The sequence below is a fragment of the Kitasatospora sp. NPDC093679 genome, from assembly GCF_040683455.1.
Taxonomy (GTDB): Bacteria; Actinomycetota; Actinomycetes; order Streptomycetales; family Streptomycetaceae; genus Kitasatospora; species Kitasatospora arboriphila.
Genome location: NZ_JBFBDW010000021.1, coordinates 84,135 through 109,328, shown reverse-complemented (window position 1 = coordinate 109,328; position 25,194 = coordinate 84,135). Strand labels below are relative to the sequence as shown.

Below are 25,194 nucleotides of genomic sequence, written 5' to 3'. Positions count from 1 at the left end.
GGTGTGTGGCGAGGGGCGGCGCGGGACCGGCGAACCCGGTGTGCGCGGCCCGGCACGCGCGCCCAAGACAGCACAGAAGGAGAACGACCGTGAGCGGTACCGCAGCGCAGGGGCCCCGGCTGAGGCCGACCCTGGACGGCATCCCCACCTACAAGCCGGGCAAGCCGGCCGGTGCCGACGCGTACAAGCTGTCCTCGAACGAGAACCCCTACCCGCCGCTGCCCGGCGTGCTGGAGGCGGCCACCGCCGCCGCGGGCTCGTTCAACCGCTACCCGGACATGGCCGTCACCGGCCTCACCGAGGAGCTCGCCGCCCGCTTCGGCGTCCCGGTCGAGCACATCGCCACCGGCACCGGCTCGGTCGGCGTCGCCCAGTCCCTGGTGCTCGCCACCGCGGGCCCCGGCGAAGAGGTGATCTTCGCCTGGCGCTCCTTCGAGGCGTACCCGATCATCACCCAAGTGGCCGGTGCCACCCCCGTGCCCGTGCCGCTGACCGCGGACGAGGAGCACGACCTCGACGCCATGCTCGCCGCGATCACCGACCGCACCCGGCTGATCTTCGTCTGCAACCCCAACAACCCGACCGGCGCCGTGATCCACCGCGCCGAGCTGGAGCGCTTCCTCGACGCCGTGCCCGGCCACATCCTGGTCGTGGTCGACGAGGCCTACATCGAGTTCATCCGCGACGCCGAGGTGCCCAACGGCATCGACGTCTACCGCGACCGGCCGAACGTCTGCGTGCTGCGCACCTTCTCCAAGGCATACGGCCTGGCCGGCCTGCGGGTCGGCTTCGCGGTCGCCCACGAGCCGGTGGCCACCGCGCTGCGCAAGACCGCGGTGCCGTTCGGCGTCAGCCAGCTCGCCCAGGACGCCGCGGTCGCCTCGCTGCGCGCCGAGGAGGCGCTGCTGGAGCGGGTCGAGTCGCTGGTCGCCGAGCGCAGCCGGGTGCTGGCGGGGCTGCGCGCCCAGGGCTGGACGGTCGTCGACTCGCAGGCCAACTTCGTCTGGCTGCGGCTCGGCGAGCGCACCGTCGACTTCGCCGCCGCCTGCGCGGCCGCCGGCGTGGTCGTCCGCCCGTTCCCCGGCGAGGGCGTCCGGGTGTCGATCGGCGAGACCGCCGGCAACGACATCTTCCTGGCGACCGCGGAGGCCTTCCGCAAGGAGCTCTGAGCCGGGGTCTCCCCGGGTTCCCGACGGGCCCGCTGCCGGCGACGGCGGCGGGCCCCGTCGCATGCCCCCGTCCGGGTCCTCCGGCACCCCGGCAAGTTCAGAAGCTCGGACGTAAAGACTGGGAACTTCCTGGGAGGCGGATCAACGCTTCATCCCCACGGGGTAGAGAGAGCCACCCTGGCGCCGTTGTATGCGTGGATTGTCCGGATTGACGGTTCCAGTCGACTCCCAGGAAGGCGCCAGCAACCGGAAAGAGCACGGGGCGAAGCTGTCCGCCATGAAGGTGCTCCCGCGACGGCGCCGTGCCGTCCTCGTCAACTCCGCGCTCGGTGTGGCCCTGGTCGGCGGGGCCGCGCTGGCGTACACCACCGTGGACTCCGGAACCAGCTCCGCCGCGAGCGACACGCGCGTGCGGACCGCCACGGTCGCCAAGGGCACGGTCCTGGCCACCGTGTCCGGTTCCGGCACGCTCTCCTCGCCCTCCGACACCGGGCAGGACTTCGTCACCGGCGGCAGGCTCACCTCGGTCAAGGTCGCCGTCGGCGACACCGTGACCAAGGGCCAGGTGCTGGCCACCGTCGACACCACCGCCGCCCAGCAGGACGTGGACGCCGCCGAGTCGGCCCTGGCCACCGCCAAGGCCAACCTCACCAAGGCCAAGGCCGGCGAGACCGTCACCACCACGACCGGCGGCTCCGGCGGATCGTCCGCCGGCACCACCGGCGGCCGCGGCGGCAGCACGGCCCAGCAGACGCCGACCACCACGACCACCACCAAGGTGGACGCCGCCCAGGTCGCCCAGGCCCAGCAGCAGGTGGACTCCGCCGAGACGGCCCTCACCAACGCCGAGGCGGCCCTCGACGGCACCACCCTCAAGGCCACCGCCGACGGCACGGTCGCCTCGGTCGCCGGCAAGGTCGGCGACTCCGTGAGCGGCACCGGCGCGGGCGGCTCCTCCGGCAGCGGCGCCTCGGGCACCGGCAGCAAGAGCGGCGGCAGCGGTACGGGCACCGGCAGCGGCAGCACGTCCTCCTCCTCCACCATCCCCACCGGCTTCGTGGTGCTGACCAACCCGAGCGGCATGCAGGTGACCGCCAACTTCTCCGAGCTCGACTCGCTCAAGCTCAAGAAGGGCGAATCCGCCACCGTCACCCTCAACGCGCAGTCCGACACCAAGCTGAACGCCACCGTGCTGTCCGTCAGTTCGCTGCCCAGCTCCTCCGGCGGCAGCGGCGGCGCCGTCCAGTACGGCGCGGTGCTGCAGATCACCAGTGACACCGCCAAGCTGCGCACCGGTCTGAGCGCGACCATCTCGGTCACCGTCGGCGAGGCCGACAACGCGCTCTCGGTGCCCACCGCCGCACTGGCCGGCACCGGCAGCTCCCGCACCGCCACCCTCGTCCACGAGGACGGCTCCACCGAGCGGGTGTCGGTCACCGTCGGCATCGAGGGCGACACCACCGTCCAGGTGGTCGAGGGACTCGCCGAGGGCGACAAGGTCGAGCTGACCTCCACCACCGCCGCCACCGGCAACGGCTTCCCGAACGGCGCCTTCCCGGGCGCGGGCGGGGCGGCCGGCGGCCTCGGCGCCGCGGGCGGAGCCGGCGGCTTCGGCGGCGGTGCCCGCACCACCGGCGGCACCCGCACCGGCGGCGGCACCCGCTGATGGCCGCCACCAAGCCCCCGGTGATCCGGATCAGCCGGGTGACCAAGTCGTACGGCCAGGGCGACTCCGCCGTGCACGCGCTGCGCGGCCCGTCGGCACCGGGCACCGGCGAGCCGCTGGGCGTCAGCCTCGACATCGAGGAGGGCGACTACGTCGCGGTGATGGGCAGCTCCGGCTCCGGCAAGTCCACCCTGATGAACATCCTCGGCTGCCTGGACGTCCCCACCTCCGGCCGCTACCTGCTCGACGGCACCGACGTCGGCCACCTCGACGAGGGCCGGCTCTCGCTGGTCCGCAACCGCAAGATCGGCTTCGTCTTCCAGTCGTTCAACCTGGTGCCCCGCACCACCGCCCTGGCGCAGGTCGAGCTGCCGCTCGCCTACGCCGGGGTGCGGGCCGCCGAACGGCGCCGCCGGGCGCTGGCCGCGCTGGAGCTGGTCGGCCTCGCCGACCGCGCCGGGCACAAGCCCAACGAGCTCTCCGGCGGCCAGCAGCAGCGCGTCGCGGTCGCCCGCGCCCTGGTCACCGCGCCCGCCATGCTGCTGGCCGACGAGCCGACCGGCAACCTGGACTCGCGTTCCACCGCCGAGGTGCTGGCGATCATCGACCGGCTGAACGCGGCCGGCCGCACCGTCGTGGTGATCACCCACGAGGACGAGGTCGCCCTGCACGCCAAGCGGGTGCTGAGGCTGGTCGACGGCGCGATCGTGGACGACGTCCGCCGCGCGCCGGTGGACGGGCCGCCGCCCGCCCTCGCCGCGGAGGTGCCCGCATGATCCTCTGGCAGATGATCCGCTTCGCGGTCGGCGGCCTGGTCGCCAACAAGGTCCGCTCGGCCCTCACCATGCTCGGCGTGCTCATCGGCGTCGCCTCGGTGATCCTGCTGCTCGCCGTCGGCAACGGCTCCTCGGAGGCGGTGAAGGCGTCCATCACCTCGCTCGGCACCAACGCGCTGACCGTCTCCTCCAACGCCGGCCGCGGGTCCGCCACGGCCGCCAAGGCGCTCACCGTGGCCGATGCCAAGGCGCTCGCCACCGACGCCGACAGCACGTCCATCAAGTCGGTGGCACCGGTCGTCACCACCTCCGGTACCGCGCTGTACGGGAACATCTCGTACCAGCCGGGCTCGATCGTCGGCACCTACCCCGCCTACTTCGAGACGGCCAACCAGAAGGTCAAGGACGGCGACTACTTCTCCAACGACGACGTCCTCAACTCCCGCAAGGTGGCGGTGATCGGCGCCACCACCGCCAAGCAGCTCTTCGACACCGAGGAGCCGGTCGGCAAGCGGATCACCATCGGCGGCACCCCGTTCACCGTGGTCGGCGTGCTCACCCCGAAGGGCTCCACCGGCTTCAACGACCCGGACGACGTGGTGATCGCCCCGCTGCCCACCGTGCAGAACGCCTTCACCGGCTTCGGCTCGGTCAACCAGATCATGGTGCAGGCCGCCTCCGCCGAGGCCACCACCGAGGCGCAGAGCGACATCACCCGGATCCTGATGGGCACCCACGCCATCACCGACGCGACCAAGGTCGACTTCCGGATCAGCAGCCAGACCTCGCTGCTCACCGCCCGGGAGTCCACCACCAAGACCTTCACCGTGCTGCTCGGCGCGGTGGCGGCGATCTCGCTGCTGGTCGGCGGAATCGGCATCACCAACATCATGCTGGTGACCGTCACCGAGCGGACGAGGGAGATCGGCATCCGCAAGGCGCTCGGCGCCCCGCGCGGGGTCATCCTCGGCCAGTTCCTCACCGAGTCCACCCTGCTCTCGGTGACCGGCGCCGGCCTCGGCGTCGCCGCCGGCCTGATCGGCTCGCACTTCACGATCGTCGGCATCGAGCCGGTGGTCATCCCGGAGTCCGTCCTCGGCGCCTTCGGCATCGCCGTCGCCATCGGACTGTTCTTCGGCAGCTACCCCGCCAGCCGGGCCGCCTCGCTGCGCCCGATCGAAGCCCTCCGCCACGAGTGACCCAGGAGCATCCGACATGACCAGCGAGAACGAGCCCGGCCGCGCCCTCGGCCCGGTCGAGGCGACCGAGCTGCTCAACACCGCGCCCGACGCCCGCGACATCGCCGCGGAACTCGCCGCCCCGCCCCGCCCCCGCCTGCCCTGGCCCACCCTGGTGCTGGCCGGCGCGGTGATAGCCACCGCCGCCTTCGCCGGTGGCGCCTGGTACGCCAAGGACGACGGCAACGGCGCCGGCCGACAGGCGGCGGCCGGCCGCCGGGGCGCGGGACCGGGCGGCTACGGCGGCTACGGCGGGTTCCCCGGCGCGGGCGGCAACGGCCGGACCGGGACCGCGGGCGGGAACGCGCCCGGCGGGCAGAACGGCGCCGGCTTCACCCGCGGCACCGTCGCCTCGGTGGACGGAACGACCGTCTACCTGACCGACGCCTCCGGCAACACCGTCAAGGTCACCACCGCCGACAGCACCAAGGTCACCCTCAACAAGGAGGGCAAGGTCGGCGACCTGCAGCCCGGACAGACCGTCACCGTGCTGGGCCAGAAGGGCTCGGACGGTTCCTACACCGCCACCCAGCTCACCGAGGGCTCGGCGGCGGGCGGCTTCGGCGGCTTCGGCGGCCGCGGCGCCGGCACCGGCAACGGCGGTACGGGCACCGGGGCTTCGCAGGCCGGCGGCACCGGCAGCCGCTGACCCTCCGCCGTCCCCGGCCGGCTCCTTGACCTTTTCTTTCATGGCGCACCTGACGCGGCCTCACTAGGCTGTCCGGGCTCGACATGTACAGAGAAATCGGGGGAAACCGTGTCGGAGAACAAGCCTGCCCGCGGTGGCGGCGGCGCGACCGCGCTGGGCTGGGTGCTGACCATCGGCCTGAACGTGGTGGCGCCGCTGCTCACCTACAACAACCTGGTCGACCACGGCCACAGCGAGGTCACCGCCCTGCTGCTCTCCGGTCTGTGGCCGGTGGTCGACGTGGTCGTCTACCTCGCCTGGCACCGGCGGGTCGACGAGTTCGCCGCGATCACCCTGGTGTTCCTGGCGATCACCGTGCTGGTCACCGTGGCCGGCCCGAACAGCGCCCGGCTGCTGCTGGTCAAGGACTCGCTGGTGACCGGGCTGTTCGGGGTGGTCTGCCTGGCCTCGCTGGCCGCGCCCCGGCCGCTGATGTTCTACTTCGGCCGCAAGTTCGGCACCGACGGCAGCGCCGAGGGCCTGGCCCGGTGGAACGGCCTGTGGCAGTTCGAGGGCTTCCGTCGGGTGCAGCGCAACCTGACCCTCGGCTGGGGGCTCGGCTACGTCGCCGAGGCGCTCCTGCGGGTCGGACTCACCTACGTGCTGTCCACCGGCGCGATGGTCGCGGTGAACTCGGTGCTCTCCTACGGCGTCACCGGCCTCCTGGTGCTGTGGACGGTGCTCTACGCCAAGCGCGCCCGGGCCCGCGGCGCGGCGGCCGCGGCGGCTTCGGCGGTGACCGCCGGGTAGCCGGACGGAGCGCTTACGATGGCGGGGGCGGCATCATCCAACTTTCATCAACCCCGCATAGCCTTCCCGGGCTATCGTCCGATGAGAAGATTTCGTGAGGACCGGGAGGCGTAGCGCACGTGTCAGGGACAGTACAGACCGCAGGCGGGGCCGCCGCTCCCGGTGAGGCGTTCCTCCTGGTCGTCGACGACGAACCGAACATCCGCGAACTGCTCTCCGCCAGCCTGCGGTTCTCCGGCTTCCGGGTGGCCTCGGCGGCGACCGGCGAGGAGGCCCTCGCCGCCGTCGCCGCCGAGCGGCCCGACCTCGTCGTCCTCGACGTGATGCTCCCCGACCTCGACGGCTTCACCGTCGTCGAGCGGCTGCGCGACCAGACCCGGTGGCCCGCCGCGGGCGAGCACGTTCCGGTGCTGCTGCTCACCGCCCGGGACGCCACCGGCGACAAGGTCCAGGGCCTGGCCCTCGGCGCGGACGACTACGTCACCAAGCCGTTCAGCCTGGAGGAGCTGATAGCCCGGATCCGGGCGATCCTCCGCCGGGCCGGCGGCCCCGCCGAGGACGGCCGGCTGATCGTCGCCGACCTCACCCTCGACCCGGTCGCGCACGAGGTGACCAGGGCGGGCCGCCCGGTCTCGCTCTCCCCCACCGAGTTCAAGCTGCTGCACTACCTGATGGCCAACGTCGGCCGGGTGGTGTCCAAGGCGCAGATCCTCGACCACGTGTGGGCCTACGACTTCGGCGGCGACCTCTCCATCGTCGAGTCCTACATCTCCTACCTGCGGCGCAAGCTCGACTCCGGCGCATCCGTGCACGGGCCCAAGCTGATCCACACCGTCCGCGGCATCGGCTACGCGCTGCGCCGCCCGCCGCAGGCCTGACCGTTGCTCGCCCGGCTCTCCCTGCGCGTCCGGCTGCTCGTGCTGGCCCTGCTGCTGGTCACCACGGGCCTGGTGGTCAGCGACACCCTGGTCATCGCCACCGTCGAGTCGCAGCTGGTCGAGCGCACCGACCAGCAGCTTCAGCGCTTCGGCGAACCGCTCTCCCGCCGGGTGCCCGGCCGGACGCCGTCCGGCGGCCAGGGCACGGGTCAGAGCGGCACCGGCCAGGGCGGTCAGAGCGGCACCGGTCAGAGCGGCACCGGCCAGGGCGGCGGCCAGCGGGCCGGCGGTGCGGGTGCCGGTCAGGCCGACGGCAGCGGGGTGGGCGGCGGGGGCGGCGCCGGCCGACGGATCAACCAGTTCCTGCCCAGCCAGTACGTCGTCCAGTACCTGGGCCGGGACGGCACGGTGGAGATGGTGCTGCGCCAGCCGGTCACCGACTCCGACGGCGCCCCCTACCTCGGCGGCCTCACCGGCGGCACCCTGGCGGCCCGCGAGCGCACCGCCTTCGACGTTCCGGCCGAGCACGACGCGGGGGAGTGGCGCGTCCTGGTGCTGCCGGTCGACCCGGGCGCCTCGGTCGGCATGCCAGGCGGCGGCTCCGGCGCCGCCGCGACCGGGCAGGGCACCCAACTGCCCGCCTACGTGCTGGTGGCGGTCTCCCTGGACGACGTCCGCAGTACCGCCAACCGGCTGCGCACCGCCTTCCTGGCGATCGGCGGCGTGGTGCTGCTGCTGATCGCCGTGCTCGGCCTGTTCGCCGTCCGGGCCGGGCTGGGCCCGCTGCGCCGGATCGAGGAGGGCGCCGCCCGGATCGCCTCCGGCGAGCTGTCGCACCGGATGCCCGAGCTCGCGCCCGGCACCGAGGTCGGCCGGCTGTCCGCCGCGCTGAACGGGATGCTGGCGCAGATCGAGGCGGCGTTCGCGGCCCGGGCCGAGTCCGAGGCGCGGATGCGCCGCTTCGTCGCCGACGCCTCGCACGAGCTGCGCACCCCGCTGGCGGGCATCCGCGGCTTCGCCGAACTGCACCGGATGGGCGCGCTGCCGGACACCGACCGGGCGATGGACCGGATCGAGGCGGAGGCCGTCCGGATGGGCGGCCTGGTCGAGGACCTGCTGATGCTGGCCCGGCTCGACGAGGAGCGCCCGCTCGACCTCGCGCCGATGGACCTGCGGACCCTCGCCGCGGACGCCCTGCACGACCTGACGGCCCTGGACCCGGGCCGGCCCGTCTCGCTCACCGGCCCGGCGGGTGCGGGGGCGCCGCAGGCCGCACCGGTCATGGGCGACGAGGCACGGCTGCGCCAGGTGGTCACCAACCTGGTCGGCAACGCGGTGAAGCACACCCCGCCGGGCACCGCGGTGCGGATCGGCGTCGGGTCGGTGGACGGTCGCTGCCTGCTGGAGGTCGCGGACCGGGGACCGGGCATGACGGGCGACCAGGCCTCGCTGGTCTTCGAGCGGTTCTACCGGGTGGACGCCTCGCGCAGCCGCCGGGAGGGCGGGGGAGCGGGCCTCGGCCTGGCCATCGCCTCGGCCCTGGTGAGTGCGCACGGCGGCACCCTGACCCTGGACACCGCGCCGGGCGACGGCGCCGCGTTCCGGGTGCTGCTGCCCCGCCAGCTCTGAGCGGTCCGGACGCCGGAGCCCGCTGTCAAGTGCCAGGTCGTCGAACCGACCCACCCGGCCGCCGATTGTGACCGCGCCGCGTTCCGTCGGATCATCCGATGGACGCACAACCACACCCCCGCCTCATCTGCCGATGTAGGAGTGGTGCATACTGCGCTTGTGAACGTGTTCACTTTCACAAGCGGACAAGCTTGGCATGCTTCGGCGTGGATGCGTGCTAGACACCCGTTTGTCCGGATGATGGCGGATTTGAGGAGAGCGCTGTGGACCTGGCAGTCGCGCACGAGACGGTCGCCAGATGGCAGTTCGGCATCACCACCGTCTACCACTTCCTGTTCGTCCCGCTGACGATCAGCCTGGCGGCGACCGTGGCCGGCCTGGAGACCGCCTGGGTCCGGACCGGCAAGGAGAAGTACTTCCACGCCACCAAGTTCTGGGGCAAGCTCTTCCTGATCAACATCGCGATGGGCGTGGTCACCGGCATCGTGCAGGAGTTCCAGTTCGGCATGAACTGGTCCGACTACTCGCGCTTCGTCGGCGACGTGTTCGGCGCCCCGCTCGCGATGGAGGCGCTGATCGCCTTCTTCTTCGAGTCCACCTTCATCGGCCTGTGGATCTTCGGCTGGGACCGGCTGCCGAAGAAGATCCACTGCGCCTGCATCTGGATGGTCGCGCTCGGGACGGTGCTGTCCGCGTACTTCATCCTGGCCGCCAACTCCTGGATGCAGCACCCGGTCGGCTACAGGGTCGACCCGGCCACCCACAAGGCGCAGCTCACCGACATCGCCCGGGTGCTCTTCCAGAACACCACCCTCGTCCAGGCCTTCCACACCCTCACCGCCGCCTTCCTCACCGGCGCCGCCTTCGTGGTCGGCATCGCCTCGTACCACCTGTGGCGGGCCAAGCGCGGCAAGGAGACCGACGGTCGGAAGACCGCCGCGATGCGCACCTCGCTCCGGGTGGGCCTGGCCATGGCCGTGGTGGCCGGCCTCGGCACCGCCGTCAGCGGCGACACCCTCGCCAAGGTCATGTTCGAGCAGCAGCCGATGAAGATGGCCGCCGCCGAGGCCCTCTGGGACACCCAGTCGCCCGCACCCTTCTCGATCTTCGCGGTCGGCGACGTCTCCCGCGGCCACAACTCGGTCGAGCTGGAGATCCCCGGAATACTGTCCTTCCTCGCCCACAGCGACTTCTCCAGCTCCGTGCCCGGCATCAACGACACCGCCGCCGCGGAGGCCGCGAAGTACGGCGGGCGGCCCCAGGACTACATCCCGAACATCTTCGTCACCTACTGGGGCTTCCGCCTGATGATCGGCTTCGGCATGACGTCCTTCGTCGCCGCGCTGATCGGCCTGTGGACCACCCGGCGGAGGTTCTGGCTCGCCGAGGAGTACCGCACCGGCGAGGAGGAACCGCCCCGCCTGATGCTCACCAAGCACCGCGAGATGAACACCTTCTTCAGCAGGTGGAGCTGGCGGATCGGCATCCTCACCATGGGCTTCCCGCTGATCGCCAACAGCTTCGGCTGGATCTTCACCGAGATGGGCCGCCAGCCCTGGGTCGTCTTCGGCCTGATGAAGACCGCCAACGCCTCCTCCCCCAGCGTCGGCGTCGGCCTGCAGACCGGCTCGCTGATCACCCTCACCGCGCTCTACGCGATCCTCGCCGTCGTCGAGGTCCGACTCCTCGTCAAGTACGCCAAGCCCGGCCCCGACACCTCGGAGCGGCCGCCCGCGAAGGACCCGGTGCTGCGCGGCCCGTCCGACGGCGACGACGCCGACAAGCCCCTCGCCTTCGCCTACTGAGGACGGAAACGGCATGCACCTCCACGACCTCTGGTTCATCCTCATCGCCGTCCTGTGGACGGGCTACTTCTTCCTCGAAGGGTTCGACTTCGGCGTCGGCATCCTCACCCGCACCCTCGCCCGGAACACCACCGAGCGGCGCGTCCTGATCAACACCATCGGCCCGGTCTGGGACGGCAACGAGGTCTGGCTGCTGACCGCCGGCGGTGCCACCTTCGCGGCCTTCCCCGACTGGTACGCCACGCTGTTCAGCGGCTTCTACATCCCGCTGCTGGTCATCCTGGTCTGCCTGATCGTCCGCGGCGTCGCCTTCGAGTACCGGGCCAAGCGCACCGAGGAGAACTGGCAGCGCAACTGGGAGCTGGCCGTCTTCTGGACCTCCCTGATCCCCGCCTTCCTCTGGGGCGTGGCCTTCGCCAACATCGTCCACGGCGTCGACATCGACGCGCAGAAGAACTACACCGGCACCTTCTGGGACCTGCTGAACCCGTACGCGATCCTCGGCGGGCTCACCACCCTGGTGCTCTTCACCTTCCACGGCGCCGTGTTCACCGCGCTCAAGACCGTCGGCGAGATCCGCGAACGGGCCCGGGCCCAGGCGCTGCGGCTCGGGCTCGCCACCGCCGTCCTCGCCGCCGCCTTCCTGATCTGGACCCAGGCCGACTCCGGCGACGGCTGGAGCCTCGCCGCCCTCGTCGTCGCCGTGCTCGCCCTGCTCGGTGCCCTGGCGGCCAACCAGGTCGGCCGCGAGGGCTGGGCGTTCGCCCTCTCCGGCACCACCGTGGCCGCCGCCACCGCGATGCTCTTCCTCTCGCTCTTCCCCGACGTGATGCCCTCCACCCTGAACCCCGCCTGGAGCCTCACCGTCGAGAACGCCGCATCCTCGGCCTACACCCTCAAGGTGATGACCGTCGTCGCCCTGGTCTTCACCCCGATCGTGCTGCTCTACCAGGGCTGGACGTACTGGGTGTTCCGCCGGCGGATCGGCGTCCAGCACATCCCCGCGGCAGTGCACCACTGATGAAGCCCGTCGACCCCCGGCTGCTGCGGTACGCCGCCGCCACCCGCGCCTTCCTCGCCGGCTCCGTCCTGCTCGGCGGAGCCGGGGCCGTCCTGGTCGTCGTCCAGGCCGGCCTGATCGCCGAGATCGTCGTCCGTGCCTTCCAGCAGCACCGGTACGACCTCACCGGACCGCTGCTCGCCCTGGCCGCCACCGCGGCCGGGCGGGCCGCCGTCGCCTGGCTGACCGAACTCACCGCCCACCGCTCGGTGGCCCGGGTCAAGTCCACCCTGCGCGGCCGGCTGCTCGACCACGCCACCGCACTCGGCCCCGACGCCCTCGACGGGCGCCGCACCGGCGAACTCGCCGCCCTCGCCACCCGCGGGATCGACGCCCTCGACGACTACTTCGCCCGCTACCTCCCGCAGCTGGCCCTCGCCGTCGTCGTCCCCGCCGTCGTCCTCGCCCGGATCCTCGGCGCCGACTGGGTCTCCGCCGCGATCATCGCCGTCACCCTGCCGCTCATCCCCCTCTTCATGGTGCTGATCGGCCTCGCCACCCAGGCCCGCACCGACCGCCAGTGGCAGCAGCTCGCCCGGCTCTCCCACCACTTCCTCGACGTGGTCGCCGGCCTGCCCACCCTCAAGGTCTTCGACCGGGCCAGGGCCCAGGCCCGCACCATCGCCCGGATCACCGACGAGCACCGCCGCGCCACCCTGCGCACCCTGCGGATCGCCTTCGTCTCCTCCTTCGCCCTGGAACTCCTCTCCACCCTCTCCGTCGCCCTGGTCGCCGTCTCCGTCGGCTTCCGGCTGGTCGACGGCACCCTCGACCTGGAGACCGGGCTGCTCGTCCTCGTCCTCGCCCCCGAGGTCCACCTGCCGATCCGCCAGGTCGGCGCGCTCTACCACGCCAGCGCCGAAGGACTCAGCGCCGCCGGACAGGTCTTCGACCTGCTGGAGACCCCGTTGCCCGCCGCCGGCACCCGCCCCGTCCCGCCGCTCGCCACCACCCCGGTCGAACTCGACGCGGTCACCGTGCTGCGCCCCGGCCGCAGCACCCCCGCCCTGGACGGCGCCACCCTCACCCTCGAACCCGGCACCACCACCGCCCTCACCGGGCCCAGCGGCGCCGGCAAGTCCACCCTGATCGCCGCGCTGCTCGGCTTCGTCCGGCCCGACACGGGAACCGTCCGGGTCGGCGGCCACGACCTCGCCGACCTCGACCCCGAGGAGTGGCGCCGGCAGATCGCCTGGGTGCCCCAGCACCCCCACCTCTTCGCCGGCACCGTCGCCGAGAACGTCCGGCTCGCCCACCCCGGGGCGACCGACGGCGAGGTCGCCGCCGCGCTCGCCGCCGCCCACGCCCTCGACTTCGCCGACCCCGACACCCCGCTCGGCGAAGGCGGCGCCGGCCTCTCCGCCGGCCAGCGGCAGCGCCTCGCGCTCGCCCGCGCCCTGCTCACCGACCGGCCGCTGCTGGTCCTCGACGAGCCCACCGCCCACCTCGACAACGCCACCGAGGCCGCCGTCGTCGACGCCGTCCGCGCCCTGCACGGCACCCGCACCGTCCTGCTGGTCGCCCACCGGCCCGCCCTGCTCGCCGCCGCCGACCGCGTCCACCACCTGCCCGGCCCCGCCGCCGACGCCCCGGCCGAACCGCTGCCCGTCGCGCCCGCCGAGCCCGCTGCCGTCCGACCCGTGCAGGTCCGGCCCGCCACCGAGGACGGACCCGAACCCCACCCGCCGACCCGGCCCCGGCTCGCCGGCGCCGTCCTGCTCGGCACCCTCGCCCTCGGCTGCGCGGTCGCCCTCCTCGGCACCTCCGGCTGGCTGATCTCCCGCGCCTCCGAGATGCCGCCGGTGCTCTACCTGATGGTCGCCGTCACCTCCGTCCGCGCCTTCGGCATCGGCCGGTCCGTCTTCCGCTACGCCGAACGGCTGGTCTCCCACGACGCCGTCCTCAAGGCGCTGGCCGGCGTCCGGGTCGCCGTCTACCGCCGCCTCGAACGGCTCGCCCCGGCCAGGCTGCCCGCCTACCGTCGAGGCGACCTGCTCGCCCGGCTCGTCGCCGACGTCGACGCCGTCCAGGACCACCACCTGCGCTGGCGGCTGCCCGCCGCCGTCGCCGCGCTCGTCTCGGCAGGCTCCGCCGCCGCCCTCGGCCTGCTGCTGCCCGCCGCCGGAGCCGTCCTCGCCCTCGGCCTGCTGCTGGCCGGCGCCGCCGTCCCCGCACTCGCCGCCCGGATCTCCGGCCGCGCCGAACGCCGTCAGGCCGCCGCCCGCGGCGCCCTCACCACCGCCGTCCTCGACACCCTCACCGGCACCGCCGAACTCACCGTCGCCGGCGCCCTCCCCCGCCGCCTCGCCGCCGCCCGCGACGCCGACGACCGGCTCACCGGCCTCGCCGCCCGCTCCGCCGCCGGCACCGCCCTCGGCGCCGGACTCACCACCCTCGTCACCGGACTCACCGTCGTCCTCGCCGCCGCCGTCGGCGTGCACGGCGTCAGCACCGGCACCCTGCCCGGGGTCTGCCTCGCCGTCGTCGTCCTCACCCCGCTCGCCGCGTTCGAGGCCGTCGCCGGGATGCCCACCGCCGTCCGCTTCCGCGAGCGCAGCCGCACCGCCCGCGCCCGCCTCGACGAGGTCCTCACCGCCCCCGAACCCGTCACCGAACCCGCCGAACCCCGCCCGCTGCCCGCCGCCCCCCTGCCGGTCGCCGTCCGCGGCCTCACCGCCCGCTGGCCCGGACAGCACACCGACGCCCTCCACGACATCGACCTCGACCTCACCCCCGGCCGCCGGATCGCCGTCGTCGGCCCCTCCGGCTCCGGCAAGACCACCCTCGCCCACGTCCTGCTGCGCTTCCTCGACCAGACCGCCGGCAGCATCACCCTCGGGCCCGACGCCGCCGACACCCGCACCCTCACCGGCGAGGACGTCCGCCGGGTGATCGGCCTCTGCGCGCAGGACGCCCACGTCTTCGACAGCTCCCTGCGGGAGAACCTGCGGCTCGCCCGGCCGGACGCCGACGAGGACGCCCTCCGCGGGGCGCTCGCCGCCGCCCGCCTGCTGCCCTGGGCCGACACCCTCCCCGACGGACTCGACACCATGGTCGGCGAACACGGCGCCCGGCTCTCCGGCGGCCAGCGCCAGCGGCTCGCCCTCGCCCGCGCCCTGCTCGCCGACTTCCCCGTACTGATCCTCGACGAGCCCGCCGAACACCTCGACCTGCCCACCGCCGACGCCCTCACCGCGGACCTCCTCGCCGCCACCGCCGGCCGCACCACCCTCCTCATCACCCACCGCCTCGCCGGCCTCGACGACACCGCCGTCGACGAGGTGATCGTCCTCGACCACGGCCGCATCGCCGAACGCGGCCGCTGGTCCGACCTCATCACCCGTCCCGGCTCCCTCCTCGCCACCCTCGCCCACCACGAACTCACCCCCGCCCGCGGGTAACCCCCGGGGGCAGCCACCCCAGGGGCGCGGGGAACTGCGGAGGGCACCCCAGGGGCGCGGGGAACTGCGCAGTCCGGGAGTGGCGCATCGACTGAACCGGGCCCGGCTCGGTTCGCACGGTGCCCGCATCCGACGTGCGCAGTTCCCCGCGCCCCTGATGGGGCTGCCCCCGGGTGTCCTCCGGGGTGTCCTGCGGGTCGGTCGGGTGCGGCATACGCTCGGCTGCATGGAGTCGCCTGCCGGCCGGAGCCGGAGCCGGGGCCGGATCTCTGAGATCTCCTCGCTGGGCCTGGACACCCTGGTCAGCGAGGTGTCCGAGCGCCTGCAGTCGGCCGCCGCGGTCACCGACCGGATGCAACGGCTGCTGGAGGCCGTGGTCTCGGTCGGCGCGGGCCTGGACCTGCACGTGACGCTGCAGCGGATCGCCGCCGGCGCCGCCGAGCTGGTCGACGCCGAGTACGCCGCCCTCGGCGTGGTCTCTCCGCAGGGCGGCCTCTCCGACTTCATCCACGTCGGCATCGACGACGCGACGGCGGCGCGGATCGGCGAGCTCCCGGCCGGCCGCGGCATCCTGGGCGCGCTGATCGACCGCCCGGAGCCGCTGCGCCTGGCCGATCTGCGGAAGGATCCGCGGTCGTCGGGCTTCCCGCCGCACCACCCGCAGATGACCTCGTTCCTGGGGGTGCCGATCCGGGTCCGCGGCGAGGTGTTCGGCAATCTGTACCTGACCGAGAAGCAGGGCGGCGGCGGTTTCACCCCGGAGGACGAGCAGGTGGTCCAGGCGCTGGCGACGGCCGCCGGGGTGGCGATCGAGAACGCCCGGTTGTACGAGGCGGGGCGCCGCCGGGAGCGGTGGATCGCGGGTGCGGCGGCGGTGACTACGGCGCTGCTCTCCACGGACGAGGCCGAGGTCGCGCTGACGGTCGCCGCCGAGCAGGTCCGGGACCTGGCGGACGGTGCGCTGGGGATGATCCTGCTGCCGACCTCGGACGGCCGGCTGCGGGTGGCGCACGCCTCGGGCGAGGCCGCCGAGTTCGTCCGGGGGGAGCTGATGCCGCAGGGCGGTTTCGCCGGGCGGCTGCTGGCGGGGGAGAGCGTCTACTTCGAGGACATGTCCACGGATCCGGACGTGGTGTTCCGGTTGGCCCGCCGGTTCGGCCCCGCGTTGGCGGTGCCGATGGTGTCGGCGGGCCGGGTGCTCGGCGGGCTGGTGGTGTGGCGGACCCGGGGGACGACGCCGTTCACCGACGGGGAGAAGCAGCTCGCGCAGACCTTCGCCTCACAGGCGGCGCTGGCGCTGCGGCTCGCCGAGGGCCAGCGGGACCAGCAGCGGCTGGCGGTGTTCCAGGACCGCGACCGGATCGCCCGCGACCTGCACGACCTGGTGATCCAGCGGCTGTTCGCCACCGGGATGATGCTGGAGGGGGCGGCCCGCCGGGCGGTCGTCCCGGAGGTGCAGGAGGGCATCGGCAAGGCGGTGGACGAGCTGGACGCGACGATCCAGGAGGTCCGCACCACGATCTACGCCCTGCAGCACGACACCGGGAACGAGCCGGACACCCTGCGCACCCGGGTGCTGCGCGAGGCCAGCCAGGCCGCGGCGGCGCTCGGGTTCAAGCCGTCGGTCGGGTTCACCGGGCCGGTGGAGAGCCTGGTGGGAGCGGGTACGGGCCGTCAGCTGCTGGCCGCGCTGCGGGAGATGCTGTCCAACACGGCCCGGCACGCCCGGGCGTCCCGGGTGGCGGTCGAGGTCGACGCGACGGTGCACCTGGACGCCGAGGGGCGGCCGCTCACCGGCGAACTTGAGGTGCTGGAGAGCGGGCGGCCGGGCGTGCTGCTGACGGTCACCGACGACGGCGTCGGCATCCCGGAGGGCGGGCGCCGCAGCGGGCTGCGCAACCTCGCCCGGCGCGCGGAGGCGCTGGGCGGCGACGCCTGGCACGAGCCCGGCCCGCGCGGCCGCGGCACCCGGGTCCGCTGGTCGGCCAGGCTCTGACCGTCCCCGGCAGCGCCGCCCGCTCCTCAGAAGAGCGTCTCGATGACGGCCGCCACGCCGTCGTCCTCGTTGCTGACGGTGTGCTGGGCCACCGCGGCGAGCACGTCCGGGTGGGCGTTGGCGACGGCGTACGAGGCGCCGGCCCAGGCGAGCATCTCCAGGTCGTTCGGCATGTCGCCGAAGGCGACCACCTCGGAGCGGTCGATGCCCTGCTCGCCGCACCAGCGGGCCAGGGTGCTGGCCTTGGTGACACCCGCGGCGCTGATCTCCAGCAGGCTGACCGGGCTGGACCGGGTGATCTCGGCGAGGTGCCCGGCGGCCTCGCGGGCGCGGACGAGGAAGGTGTCCGGGTCGAGGTCGGGGTGCTTGGCGAGCAGCTTGAACAGGCCGTCCACCCGGCCGTCGGCGATCAGCTTCTCGGCGTCCGCGACCGGGTGCTCCTTGTCGGACTCCCACATCACCAGGGTGTACTCGGGCTCCCGCGCGAACCCGCCGGGGAACTCGAAGGCGAACGCGGTGCCGGGCAGCCGCTCGCGCAGCGCGCGGACCACCGCCAGGGCCTCCTCGGTGCCGAGCGGGAAGGTCTCCAGCAGCTCGCCCCGCCGGACGTCGACGACCGCGCCGCCGTTGGAGCAGATGGCCACCCCGTGGCCGCCGATGTGTCCGCTGAGCTGGGCCATCCAGCGCGGCGGGCGGCCGGTCACGAACACCACCTGCAGGCCGGCCCGCTCGGCCGCGGCGAGGGCCGCCGCCGTCCGGTCGGAGACGGTGCCGCCGCTGCACAGCAGGGTGCCGTCCAGGTCGGTGGCGATCAGGCGGGGGCGAGGGGTGGTGGGGGTCACCGGTCCATCTTCGCGTACCGGGCGGCGGCCCCGGGAGGGGGCGGTCCCGGGAGGGCCGGTGCGGGCCCTCCCGGGACGGGCGGTCAGGCGGCGCGCAGGGTCAGCGCGGCGGTGTGCAGCGTGCCGCCGGTCTGGAACTGCAGGTGCAGCCGCCAGTCGCCCGGCTTCGGCAGTTCGGCGTGGAAGGTCAGCTCGGGGCCGCCCGCCGCGCCCCGGGCCGCCTGCGGGTGCAGGTGGGCGAAGGCCTGGTCGCCGGCGTGGAAGGCGGTCAGGTGGGCGAAGGTGTCGAGGTAGGGCTGCAGGTCGGTGACGGGTCGGCCGTCCTTGCTGACGGTGACCTTCAGCTCGGTGGCGGTGCCCGCGGTGGGCGTGCCCGCCACGGTCAGCGTGTAGCCGTCGACGGTGGTGGTGGCCGCGGCGGCGGGCAGCGGGGTGTCGGCGGCGGTGCCCGGCACGGTCACCGGGCGGCTGAGCACGAGGCCCGCGCCCTTGCCCGGGCCGGCGTCCGGCACGAACGAGGCGTACACCCGCCAGCTGCCCGGCCGCAGCGCGGTGAGCGGCGCCGTCCAGGTGCCGTCGGCGGCCATCGCGGGGTGCAGGTGCTGGAAGCCGGTGAGGTCCGAGCGGATCGCGTAGAAGTGCATCGGCTTGGTCTGCTCGGGCTGGAAGGCGGTCAGCCGGGCGCCGTCCGGGCCGGCCACGGTGAACCGCAGTTCGGCGGGGGAGCCGCCGGGCAGTTCGGCCGCGGCCAGGTCCAGCCGGTAGCCGCCCTGTTCGGCGGCGAGTCCGTCGCCGGCGGCCGCGTCGTGGCCGCCCGCGTCGTGTCCGGGCATGTCGTGGCCGGTGGTGTCCCCGGTTCCGGCCGCGCCGGAGGCCGTGGCGTGGGCGTGGCCGCCCGAGCCGTGGTGCATGCCGGACATGCCGTCGCTGCTCGCGGCGGAGCCGCAGCCGGTCAGGGCGAGGGTGAGCAGGGCGGCCGCGAGCACGCGGGTCCGGCGGTTCTTCATGGTCACAGATGTGCTCCGAGGTGTGCGGGCCCCGACGGGGCCCGGTGAGGGCGGACGGCAGCGCCCGGATCCCCGCCGGGACCCGGGTGGCACCCTCACCTGCGCGCCACGCACACCTTCAGCAGCAGCCCGCGACCGCCGTCCGGGGGCGCCCGTCCGCTCTCCCCGGCCGTGGGTGCGGCACCCGGGCCGTCCGGTCCGGCCGCCGCACCGTCCCCGCACAGCGGGGCCGGACCCGGCGCGGGCAGTGGTGCGCCGCCCCGCGCCTGGGTGGAGACGCAGTGGCCGCCGGTGCCGTACGGCTGAGGCGCCCGGACGGCCGGCCCCCCGGCAGCCCGGACGGCCGACCCGTGGGCGTGCGCGGCGACGGCCGGCATGCCCGTACGGCGGTCGGTGTGGCAGCCGTCGGCCGCCGAGGCGGGGCTGCCGTGCATCAGGAAGAGGCCGAGCAGCAGGGCACAGAGCACGGCGGTCCTGGCACCGGTCGTCCTGCCGTGCACTGCGCCTCCCTCCGCCGTGGTGTCCCGTTCGCCGACGATACCCCCTCCCCGTATCGGCGGCCCGGAGCGGACGCCCCGCGGCGAGCCGCCGGGCACCTCCGCGGACCGGCGTCGGCCACCGCCGCAGCAGCTCTGCCGGCAGGGCTGCACCGCCCCGGGACCGGCGGTCGGGACCGGGCGGTGCGTCGCGGGGCCGGGCGGCCCCGGCCCGGCCACCGAATCGGTCGCGCCGTACCGGGCAGACGCGGTGGCATGGGAGAGATCCGAGTCGGTACGTGTTCCTGGACGGACCGGGCGTTCGTGGCCAGCGGCTGGTACCCGGAGGGCCACCGCGGCGCGGAGGCCAGGCTGCGGTACTACACCGCGCGGTTCCCGGTGGTGGAGGTCGACGCCACCTACTACGGGCTGCCCAGCACCCGCAACAGCGCCCTGTGGGCGGAGCGTTCGCCGGCCGGCTTCCGCTTCGACGTGAAGGCGTTCTCGCTGCTCACCGGGCATCCGACCCGGTCGGCTGCGCTGCCCGCGGATCTGCGGCCGGTCCTCGCCCGGCAGCGCGGCCGGACGGAGCCGGACCCCGGACTGCTCGACGAGGTGTGGGCCCGTTTCAGTGGAGCCCTCCTGCCGCTGCGCGGGGCGGAACGCCTGGGGGCGGTGCTCTTCCAGTTCCCCCCGGGACTGGCCCCGGGCGGGCCGGCGGAGGCGTTCCTGCGCCGCTGCCGGGAGCGCACCGCGGGATGGCCCGTGGCCGTCGAGTTCCGGCACCCCGACTGGTGGCGGGAGGCGCACTACGCCGCCACCGCCGGCCTGCTGGCGGAGCTGGGGATGGCCGCCGTGGCCGTGGACATGGTGCAGACGCTCCCCGTGTCCGTGCCCCCGGTCGCCCCGGTCACCTCCGACCGGCTCGCGGTCGTGCGCTTCCACGGGCGCAGCCCCGCCTGGGGGACCGGTTCGAAGGAGGACAGGTTCCGCCACACGTACACGCCCGAGGAACTGGCGTCCTGGGCGCCGCGCATCCACGCCATGGCGGACCGGGCCCGCGAGGTCCACGTCCTGTTCAACAACTGCTGCGGCGACGCGGCCGCCCGAGCCGCGGAGTCGATGCGCCGCCTGCTCGACACCTCTGCGGCGCCCGCGCCCGTGGACTGACGGGCCGCCCCTCCGCGGAGGAACCCGCGTCGGGCCGGGTGAGGGGCGGCGGTGCGCCGCCCCTCGTCCGACGGACTACTGCGGAGGCAGCTTGCCCAGCAGGGCGGCCAGTACCGTGCGGGACTGCTCGCGGGCGGCGGCCAGGCCCTGCGCCTGCTCCACCGCCACGAACACCTCGACGACCGTCGCCCCGCGGCGGGCCGCGACGTGGACGAACGGGAATTCGGCCGCGCCGCCGCTCAGCGCGGAGGTCTGCCCCTCCTCGGCGTAGACCTCGTCGGCGGCGGTGGTCCGCGGCGGGGCGACCTCGCGGGTGGCCCGGTACTTCCGGCCGTACTGGTCGTCGGTCACCTCCTGGCACCGGCGGGCGTCGGTGCGCAGCGCGGAGACCGCCTCGTGCGCGTCCTCGGCCCGCACGTACACCTCGGCCGCCGAACGGCCGAGCACCGCGGCGTTCGCGCCGGCCGCCGACCGGCGCACCGTTCGCGCCATCGCCCCGATCAGGCCGGTGCCCTGGGAGTTGGGCACGTACGCGCAGGAGGTGTCGACCATCCGCTCGGCCAGGGCGGCCACCTCGTAGGGGTCGCCGGGCACGAACCCGGCCGCCCACTCCTGCGGCTTCAGCGCCACCGAGGCGGCGAGTGCAGGGGCGTCGGGCGCCTCCCGCACCGCGGGCGCACTCGAGCCGGCCGCCCCCGTGGCGGACGGCGCGGCGGCGGACGGTGCGGCGGCGGACGGTGCGGCGGTCGCGGTCGTGGACGGGGGTGCAGCGGCGCCGTTCGAACCGGACCCGCTGCACGCGGGGAGCAGGAGGACGGAAGCGAGCCCGCAGACGGCGGTTGTCCTTCGTATGAATGGATGTGTCACGGAGGACAACTAAATCATCATCAGATCGCTTCGTCGGGTAACGGTTTGCGATCGTCGCAGGCGGTCGGGGCGCACTTCGCGCGAGGGCGCGTGCGCCCCGGCGCGCCGGTTCACCCCAGCTGGGCCAGGCCCTCGGTGGCGATCTCCTCGAACACGGTGAGGTCGTTCTCGAAGATCGAGTCGGGAACGGGCCAGTGGATCACCAGCTCGGTGATGCCGATCTCGCGGTAGGTGCCGGCCCAGTCCACGAAGGCGCCCAGCGACTGCAGCGGCTTCTCCGCCGTCGAGCCCTGGAGCAGCACCTTCTCCAGCTCGGCCGCATCGCGGCCGCGGGCCTCGCACGCCGCCGTCAGCTTCGCCAGTTGCGCGGCGACCACCGCGGGCGCCTGCTCCACCGGAACGTCCGCCGGACCCTTCGGGTCCCCGTACGTCACCCAGCCCTGGCCGTACTCGGCCGCGAGCCGCAGCCCGCGCGGGCCGGTCGCCGCCACGTAGAACGGCAGCCGCGGCGTCTGCACGCAGCCGGGGATGTTCCGCGCCTCGACGGCCGAGTAGTACGTGCCCGCGCTGGTCGTGGAGTCCTCGCGCAGCAGCTCGTCCAGCAGCGGCAGGAACTCGCCGAACCGGTCCGCCCGCTCCTTCGGCGACCACGCCTCCTGCCCGAGCGCCGTCGCGTCGAACCCGATCCCGCCGGCCCCGATGCCCAGCGTCGTCCGGCCGCCGGACACGTCGTCCAGCGTGATGAGCTCCTTCGCCAGCGTCACCGGGTGGCGGAAGTTCGGCGAGGTCACCAGCGTCCCGAGCCGCATCCGCTCGGTCGCCGTCGCCGCGGCCGTCAGCGTCGGGACCGACCCGAACCACGGCTCGTCCCGGAACGACCGCCAGGACAGGTGGTCGTACGTGTAGGCGGCGTGGAAGCCGAGGTCCTCGGCCCGCCGCCAGATCTTCTGCCCCTCGCTCCACCGGTGGATGGGGAGGATCACGGTGCTCAGACGCATGCCCCCGACCCTACGGGACCTCCGGCACGAGAGCCGTGGCGGCGGCCGCGAGGTCGGCGGGCAAGGGGCTCGACCACCGCTGCGAACGAGGCACTCGCCGTCCTCAGAATCGTGCTGATCGTTGGCACCGCGCTGGGCTGGTTCCCGCTGGGGGACGATCCGCTCGTACGCCACGTGCCCCGGCTGGCAGGAGTCCTGATGATCGGACAGGGGACGCTCTGGGTCGTCCGGTCGCGGACGGGTCAGGACGGCTCCTGACCTTGAGCGTCCGGTGACCTGAGGAGCCGGACGGACGGGAGGTCTTCACCGCAGCACGTGACGGCTCGGCCCGCTCCCGGTCCTTCGTCCCCGACCCCCGGCGGCGGGGCGTCGGCGGCGCCTTCTACGCTTCGGTCTCGCGCCGCGGCCGCGGCGGGTCGAGGGAGGGGACCGGCAATGAGCAGTGGCGGGGACTGGCGGGGGCCGCACCACGGGCCCGGTGCTCCGGGCGGGGCGCCCTGGGGGTACGTCGTGGAGGCGCCGAAGCCCGGGGTGGTGCCGCTCCGGCCGCTGGGCGTCGGCGAGATCATCTCGGGCGTCTTCACGACCGTGCAGCGCTACCCGGCCGCCCTGCTCGTGCCGGTGATGTGGACGGCCCTGGCCGCCGTCGCGGCGTTCGGCGCATTCGCCGCCGTCGCCGCCGTCGCGCTGGACGGGCCGTGGCAGGCCGTCCACGACGACGAGCTGCCCTCCACGGCGGACGCGGTCGCCGTGGCGGCGACCGTCGCCGGCGCCTTCCTGCTCCTCCTGGTGGTCCTGGCGGCACTCTCCGCCGTCTCCTCGGCGACCGCCACGGTGGTGGTGCGGTACGCCGTGATCGGCCGCAAGATCTCCACCCGGGAGGTCTGGGCCGAGGCACGGCCGGTGCTGTGGCGGGTGCTGGCGACGCAGCTGCTCACCGGCCTGATCTGCGCGGGCATCCTCGTGGCCTCCTTCGTGCTCCCGGTGCTCGCCGGGCTGCTGTTCGGCTCCGAGGCGGGGATCGTCCTGGGCGCGCTGTTCTTCCTCCCGGGCTGGGTGGGCGCGGTCTACGTGCAGGTGCGCCTGGTCCTGGAGGTGCCCGTCCTGGTGCTGGAGGACGCCCGGCCGGTCGCCGCGATCCGCCGCGCCTGGCGGCTGAACGAGGGCAACTGGTGGCGCAGCCTGGGCATCCCGTACATCGTCGGACTGGTCGGTTCGTTCGCCGCCCAGATCGTCGCGGTGCCGTGCATGGTGGTCGGCATGTTCGTGCTGTTCGCCTCGATGGGGAGTACGGCGGCGGGAGACCCGTACGCGCAGGCGTCCCCGCCGAGCGTGGCCGCACTGGTGACCTTCGCCTTCTGCACGGTGATCGGCGTCGTGCTCGCCACCGCACTCACCGTGCCCCTGACGCCGCTCACCAACGGCCTGCTGTACATCGACCGCCGGATCCGGCGCGAGAGCCTGGACGTCGCCCTCGCCGAGGCGGCGGGCCTGCGCGCCCGGCCGGCCGCGTACGTCCCGGGCCAGCCCGGCGCCCCGGCCGCCGAACGACCCGGCCCGGCCGAACCCGCCTCGGCCGAACCCGCCCCGGCCGGACCCCCGGCGGACGGGCCGACGGCGGACGGGCCGACGGGGAAGCAGGAGCCGGGCGAGGACTGACACCGGCAGAACCGCCGCTCGTTGCGGTTCGATCACGACGTGTCGGACATGGGTGGACCTCGCGCGGAATGTCTCCGGGAACTCGATTGTCGGCCGGGTCGCCGCGCTCTCATAATTCCGTGTCACGCGTGGTCAGAGGCTCGGACGGCGGCGAACGGGGGTGCCCGTCCGGAGCCCGCGCGCGGCAATCCGCCTGCCTTTTACGGGGAGTCCCTTGTCTGCGCCCGAAAACGCGCCCGCGCCCGAACCCGCCGGAGCTCCGGCCGCGCCCGAAGCTCCGGCCCCACCGGGCGCCGAGATACCCGCACCCGCCGCTGCCGCAGAGGGTTCTGACGGCCGGGCCGTTGCGGCCCGTGCCGTGACGGTGCGGCAGCTTCCGCGCGCGGCCCGGGTGGTGCTGGCCGCGGTCGGCCTGCTCGCCGTGACGGCGGCCAGTGCCACCGCCACCGTGGCCGTCGGACGGTCCGACGACCCGCCGCGGGCCGTCGCGGCACCGTCCGCCGCCCCGGCGGCCACGGTCTCCGCCACCCCGTCCCCGACGCCGTCCCCGGCGGCGCCCTCGCCCTCGCCGACGCCCTCCCCGGCGAGCACCGTGCACGGCACCGTCGACGGCTCCACGCACGGCGGCGACATCCGCTACTTCCTGCTGCCGCTGCCGGCCGGCGCCGAGTCCTACGGGGCCCCGGACGGCACCACGCTGAGCACCGACGACGTCGCCGGGCAGTTCGGCAACGCGTCGGAGATGCCGGAGATCCTCCGCTCGTACGGCTACAAGGACGACGCCGCGGATCGCCGCTACCGCACCGCCGACGGCACCCAGGAGGTGTACGTCCGGCTGCTGCGCTTCAAGAGCCGGCAGATGGCCAAGGAGTTCGCCGACGGGCTGAGCTTCAAGCACGGCGACACCTTCGACATCGCGGGCGACGACAACGCCAAGGGCATCATGCTCAAGCCCGAACAGGAGGCCTGGACGGGGAAGATGGTCGGCGTCTCCTTCTCCGGTGACGTCCAGTACGAGATCACCGTGTACGTGAAGGGCACGCCCGACAGGGCGCTGCTGGTCGACGCGATGAAGCGCCAGCGCGAACGGCTGGCCACCGGTGGCTGAGCCCAGGCCGG

21 protein-coding genes are annotated in these 25,194 nt (G+C 74.2%); 16 read left to right on the top strand and 5 right to left on the bottom strand.

The window, feature by feature from the left end:
• The first annotated feature begins 89 nt into the window (after positions 1 to 89).
• The 12 genes from hisC (at position 90) to AB0O09_RS19330 (ending at position 17,056) form a co-directional block, all read left to right on the top strand.
• Positions 90 to 1,169: a histidinol-phosphate transaminase gene (gene hisC / locus AB0O09_RS19385; RefSeq protein WP_344624344.1), complete on the top strand. Its 1,080-nt coding sequence runs from the start codon at positions 90 to 92 to the stop codon at positions 1,167 to 1,169.
• 277 nt (positions 1,170 to 1,446) lie between these two features.
• The gene (locus AB0O09_RS19380; protein WP_363542852.1) at positions 1,447 to 2,835 is read left to right on the top strand and encodes a biotin/lipoyl-binding protein; all 1,389 of its coding nucleotides are present in this window, start codon (positions 1,447 to 1,449) and stop codon (positions 2,833 to 2,835) included.
• A complete protein-coding gene (locus tag AB0O09_RS19375) occupies positions 2,835 to 3,611 on the top strand; it encodes an ABC transporter ATP-binding protein (protein WP_363542851.1) in 777 nt (258 codons plus the stop codon). Before AB0O09_RS19380 ends, AB0O09_RS19375 begins: the two co-directional genes overlap by 1 nt.
• Positions 3,608 to 4,810 (top strand): ABC transporter permease, encoded by a 1,203-nt coding sequence (locus tag AB0O09_RS19370; RefSeq protein WP_363542850.1) that lies wholly within the window; start codon positions 3,608 to 3,610, stop codon positions 4,808 to 4,810. Before AB0O09_RS19375 ends, AB0O09_RS19370 begins: the two co-directional genes overlap by 4 nt.
• A gap of 16 nt (positions 4,811 to 4,826) precedes the next feature.
• A complete protein-coding gene (locus AB0O09_RS19365; protein WP_363542849.1) occupies positions 4,827 to 5,498 on the top strand; it encodes a DUF5666 domain-containing protein in 672 nt (223 codons plus the stop codon).
• Positions 5,499 to 5,606: 108 nt separating this feature from the next.
• The gene (locus tag AB0O09_RS19360) at positions 5,607 to 6,287 is read left to right on the top strand and encodes a VC0807 family protein (protein WP_363542848.1); all 681 of its coding nucleotides are present in this window, start codon (positions 5,607 to 5,609) and stop codon (positions 6,285 to 6,287) included.
• A gap of 119 nt (positions 6,288 to 6,406) precedes the next feature.
• Entirely contained in the window at positions 6,407 to 7,165 is a 759-nt protein-coding gene (locus AB0O09_RS19355) for a response regulator transcription factor (protein ID WP_359978641.1), read from the top strand.
• A 3-nt stretch (positions 7,166 to 7,168) separates the two neighbouring features.
• A complete protein-coding gene (locus tag AB0O09_RS19350; protein WP_363542847.1) occupies positions 7,169 to 8,794 on the top strand; it encodes a HAMP domain-containing sensor histidine kinase in 1,626 nt (541 codons plus the stop codon).
• Positions 8,795 to 9,057: 263 nt separating this feature from the next.
• Positions 9,058 to 10,599 (top strand): cytochrome ubiquinol oxidase subunit I, encoded by a 1,542-nt coding sequence (locus AB0O09_RS19345; RefSeq protein WP_363542846.1) that lies wholly within the window; start codon positions 9,058 to 9,060, stop codon positions 10,597 to 10,599.
• Positions 10,600 to 10,612: 13 nt separating this feature from the next.
• A complete protein-coding gene (gene cydB, locus AB0O09_RS19340; protein WP_363542845.1) occupies positions 10,613 to 11,620 on the top strand; it encodes a cytochrome d ubiquinol oxidase subunit II in 1,008 nt (335 codons plus the stop codon).
• On the top strand, positions 11,620 to 15,060 hold the full coding sequence (cydD, locus tag AB0O09_RS19335; protein ID WP_363542844.1) for a thiol reductant ABC exporter subunit CydD: 3,441 nt from the start codon (positions 11,620 to 11,622) through the stop codon (positions 15,058 to 15,060). Before cydB ends, cydD begins: the two co-directional genes overlap by 1 nt.
• A gap of 226 nt (positions 15,061 to 15,286) precedes the next feature.
• On the top strand, positions 15,287 to 17,056 hold the full coding sequence (locus AB0O09_RS19330; protein WP_363542843.1) for a GAF domain-containing protein: 1,770 nt from the start codon (positions 15,287 to 15,289) through the stop codon (positions 17,054 to 17,056).
• 26 nt (positions 17,057 to 17,082) lie between these two features.
• Here AB0O09_RS19330 and AB0O09_RS19325 read toward each other — a convergent pair whose 3' ends face one another.
• The 3 genes from AB0O09_RS19325 to AB0O09_RS19315 all read right to left on the bottom strand — a co-directional run bounded on the left by AB0O09_RS19325 (position 17,083) and on the right by AB0O09_RS19315 (position 19,405).
• On the bottom strand, positions 17,083 to 17,898 hold the full coding sequence (locus tag AB0O09_RS19325) for an HAD family hydrolase (protein ID WP_344624355.1): 816 nt from the start codon (positions 17,896 to 17,898) through the stop codon (positions 17,083 to 17,085).
• An 83-nt stretch (positions 17,899 to 17,981) separates the two neighbouring features.
• Complete coding sequence (locus AB0O09_RS19320; protein WP_363542842.1) at positions 17,982 to 18,905, bottom strand: hypothetical protein; 924 nt, start codon at positions 18,903 to 18,905, stop codon at positions 17,982 to 17,984.
• Positions 18,906 to 19,000: 95 nt separating this feature from the next.
• Positions 19,001 to 19,405 carry a hypothetical protein gene (locus tag AB0O09_RS19315; protein ID WP_363542841.1) on the bottom strand — a complete coding sequence of 135 codons (405 nt, stop codon included), beginning with the start codon at positions 19,403 to 19,405 and terminating at the stop codon, positions 19,001 to 19,003.
• A gap of 252 nt (positions 19,406 to 19,657) precedes the next feature.
• Here AB0O09_RS19315 and AB0O09_RS19310 point away from each other — a divergent pair, with 252 nt between their 5' ends.
• Complete coding sequence (locus AB0O09_RS19310) at positions 19,658 to 20,551, top strand: DUF72 domain-containing protein (RefSeq protein ID WP_363542840.1); 894 nt, start codon at positions 19,658 to 19,660, stop codon at positions 20,549 to 20,551.
• Positions 20,552 to 20,626: 75 nt separating this feature from the next.
• Here the strand turns inward: AB0O09_RS19310 and AB0O09_RS19305 are convergent, their stop codons facing one another.
• On the bottom strand, positions 20,627 to 21,220 hold the full coding sequence (locus AB0O09_RS19305; protein ID WP_363542839.1) for a hypothetical protein: 594 nt from the start codon (positions 21,218 to 21,220) through the stop codon (positions 20,627 to 20,629).
• Between the two features lie 308 nt (positions 21,221 to 21,528).
• Entirely contained in the window at positions 21,529 to 22,416 is an 888-nt protein-coding gene (locus AB0O09_RS19300; RefSeq protein WP_363542838.1) for an LLM class flavin-dependent oxidoreductase, read from the bottom strand.
• Positions 22,417 to 22,527: 111 nt separating this feature from the next.
• On the opposite strand from AB0O09_RS19300, the gene AB0O09_RS19295 reads away from it, so the two are divergent.
• The 3 genes from AB0O09_RS19295 to AB0O09_RS19285 all read left to right on the top strand — a co-directional run bounded on the left by AB0O09_RS19295 (position 22,528) and on the right by AB0O09_RS19285 (position 25,183).
• On the top strand, positions 22,528 to 22,674 hold the full coding sequence (locus AB0O09_RS19295; RefSeq protein ID WP_363542837.1) for a hypothetical protein: 147 nt from the start codon (positions 22,528 to 22,530) through the stop codon (positions 22,672 to 22,674).
• A gap of 177 nt (positions 22,675 to 22,851) precedes the next feature.
• Positions 22,852 to 24,075 (top strand): hypothetical protein, encoded by a 1,224-nt coding sequence (locus tag AB0O09_RS19290; protein WP_363542836.1) that lies wholly within the window; start codon positions 22,852 to 22,854, stop codon positions 24,073 to 24,075.
• 358 nt (positions 24,076 to 24,433) lie between these two features.
• Complete coding sequence (locus AB0O09_RS19285) at positions 24,434 to 25,183, top strand: hypothetical protein (protein ID WP_363542835.1); 750 nt, start codon at positions 24,434 to 24,436, stop codon at positions 25,181 to 25,183.
• Positions 25,184 to 25,194: the final 11 nt, after the last annotated feature.

Bases quoted from the DNA above. Each gene is read 5' to 3' on its own strand.
- AB0O09_RS19290 (WP_363542836.1), top strand. From the start codon at position 22,852: ATGAGCAGTGGCGGGGACTGGCGGGGGCCGCACCACGGGCCCGGTGCT.
- AB0O09_RS19320 (WP_363542842.1), bottom strand. From the start codon at position 18,905: ATGAAGAACCGCCGGACCCGCGTGCTCGCGGCCGCCCTGCTCACCCTC.
- cydD (WP_363542844.1), top strand. From the start codon at position 11,620: ATGAAGCCCGTCGACCCCCGGCTGCTGCGGTACGCCGCCGCCACCCGC.
- cydB (WP_363542845.1), top strand. From the start codon at position 10,613: ATGCACCTCCACGACCTCTGGTTCATCCTCATCGCCGTCCTGTGGACG.
- AB0O09_RS19370 (WP_363542850.1), top strand. From the start codon at position 3,608: ATGATCCTCTGGCAGATGATCCGCTTCGCGGTCGGCGGCCTGGTCGCC.
- AB0O09_RS19375 (WP_363542851.1), top strand. From the start codon at position 2,835: ATGGCCGCCACCAAGCCCCCGGTGATCCGGATCAGCCGGGTGACCAAG.
- AB0O09_RS19300 (WP_363542838.1), bottom strand. From the start codon at position 22,416: ATGCGTCTGAGCACCGTGATCCTCCCCATCCACCGGTGGAGCGAGGGG.
- AB0O09_RS19380 (WP_363542852.1), top strand. From the start codon at position 1,447: ATGAAGGTGCTCCCGCGACGGCGCCGTGCCGTCCTCGTCAACTCCGCG.
- AB0O09_RS19310 (WP_363542840.1), top strand. From the start codon at position 19,658: ATGGGAGAGATCCGAGTCGGTACGTGTTCCTGGACGGACCGGGCGTTC.
- AB0O09_RS19365 (WP_363542849.1), top strand. From the start codon at position 4,827: ATGACCAGCGAGAACGAGCCCGGCCGCGCCCTCGGCCCGGTCGAGGCG.
- AB0O09_RS19330 (WP_363542843.1), top strand. From the start codon at position 15,287: ATGGAGTCGCCTGCCGGCCGGAGCCGGAGCCGGGGCCGGATCTCTGAG.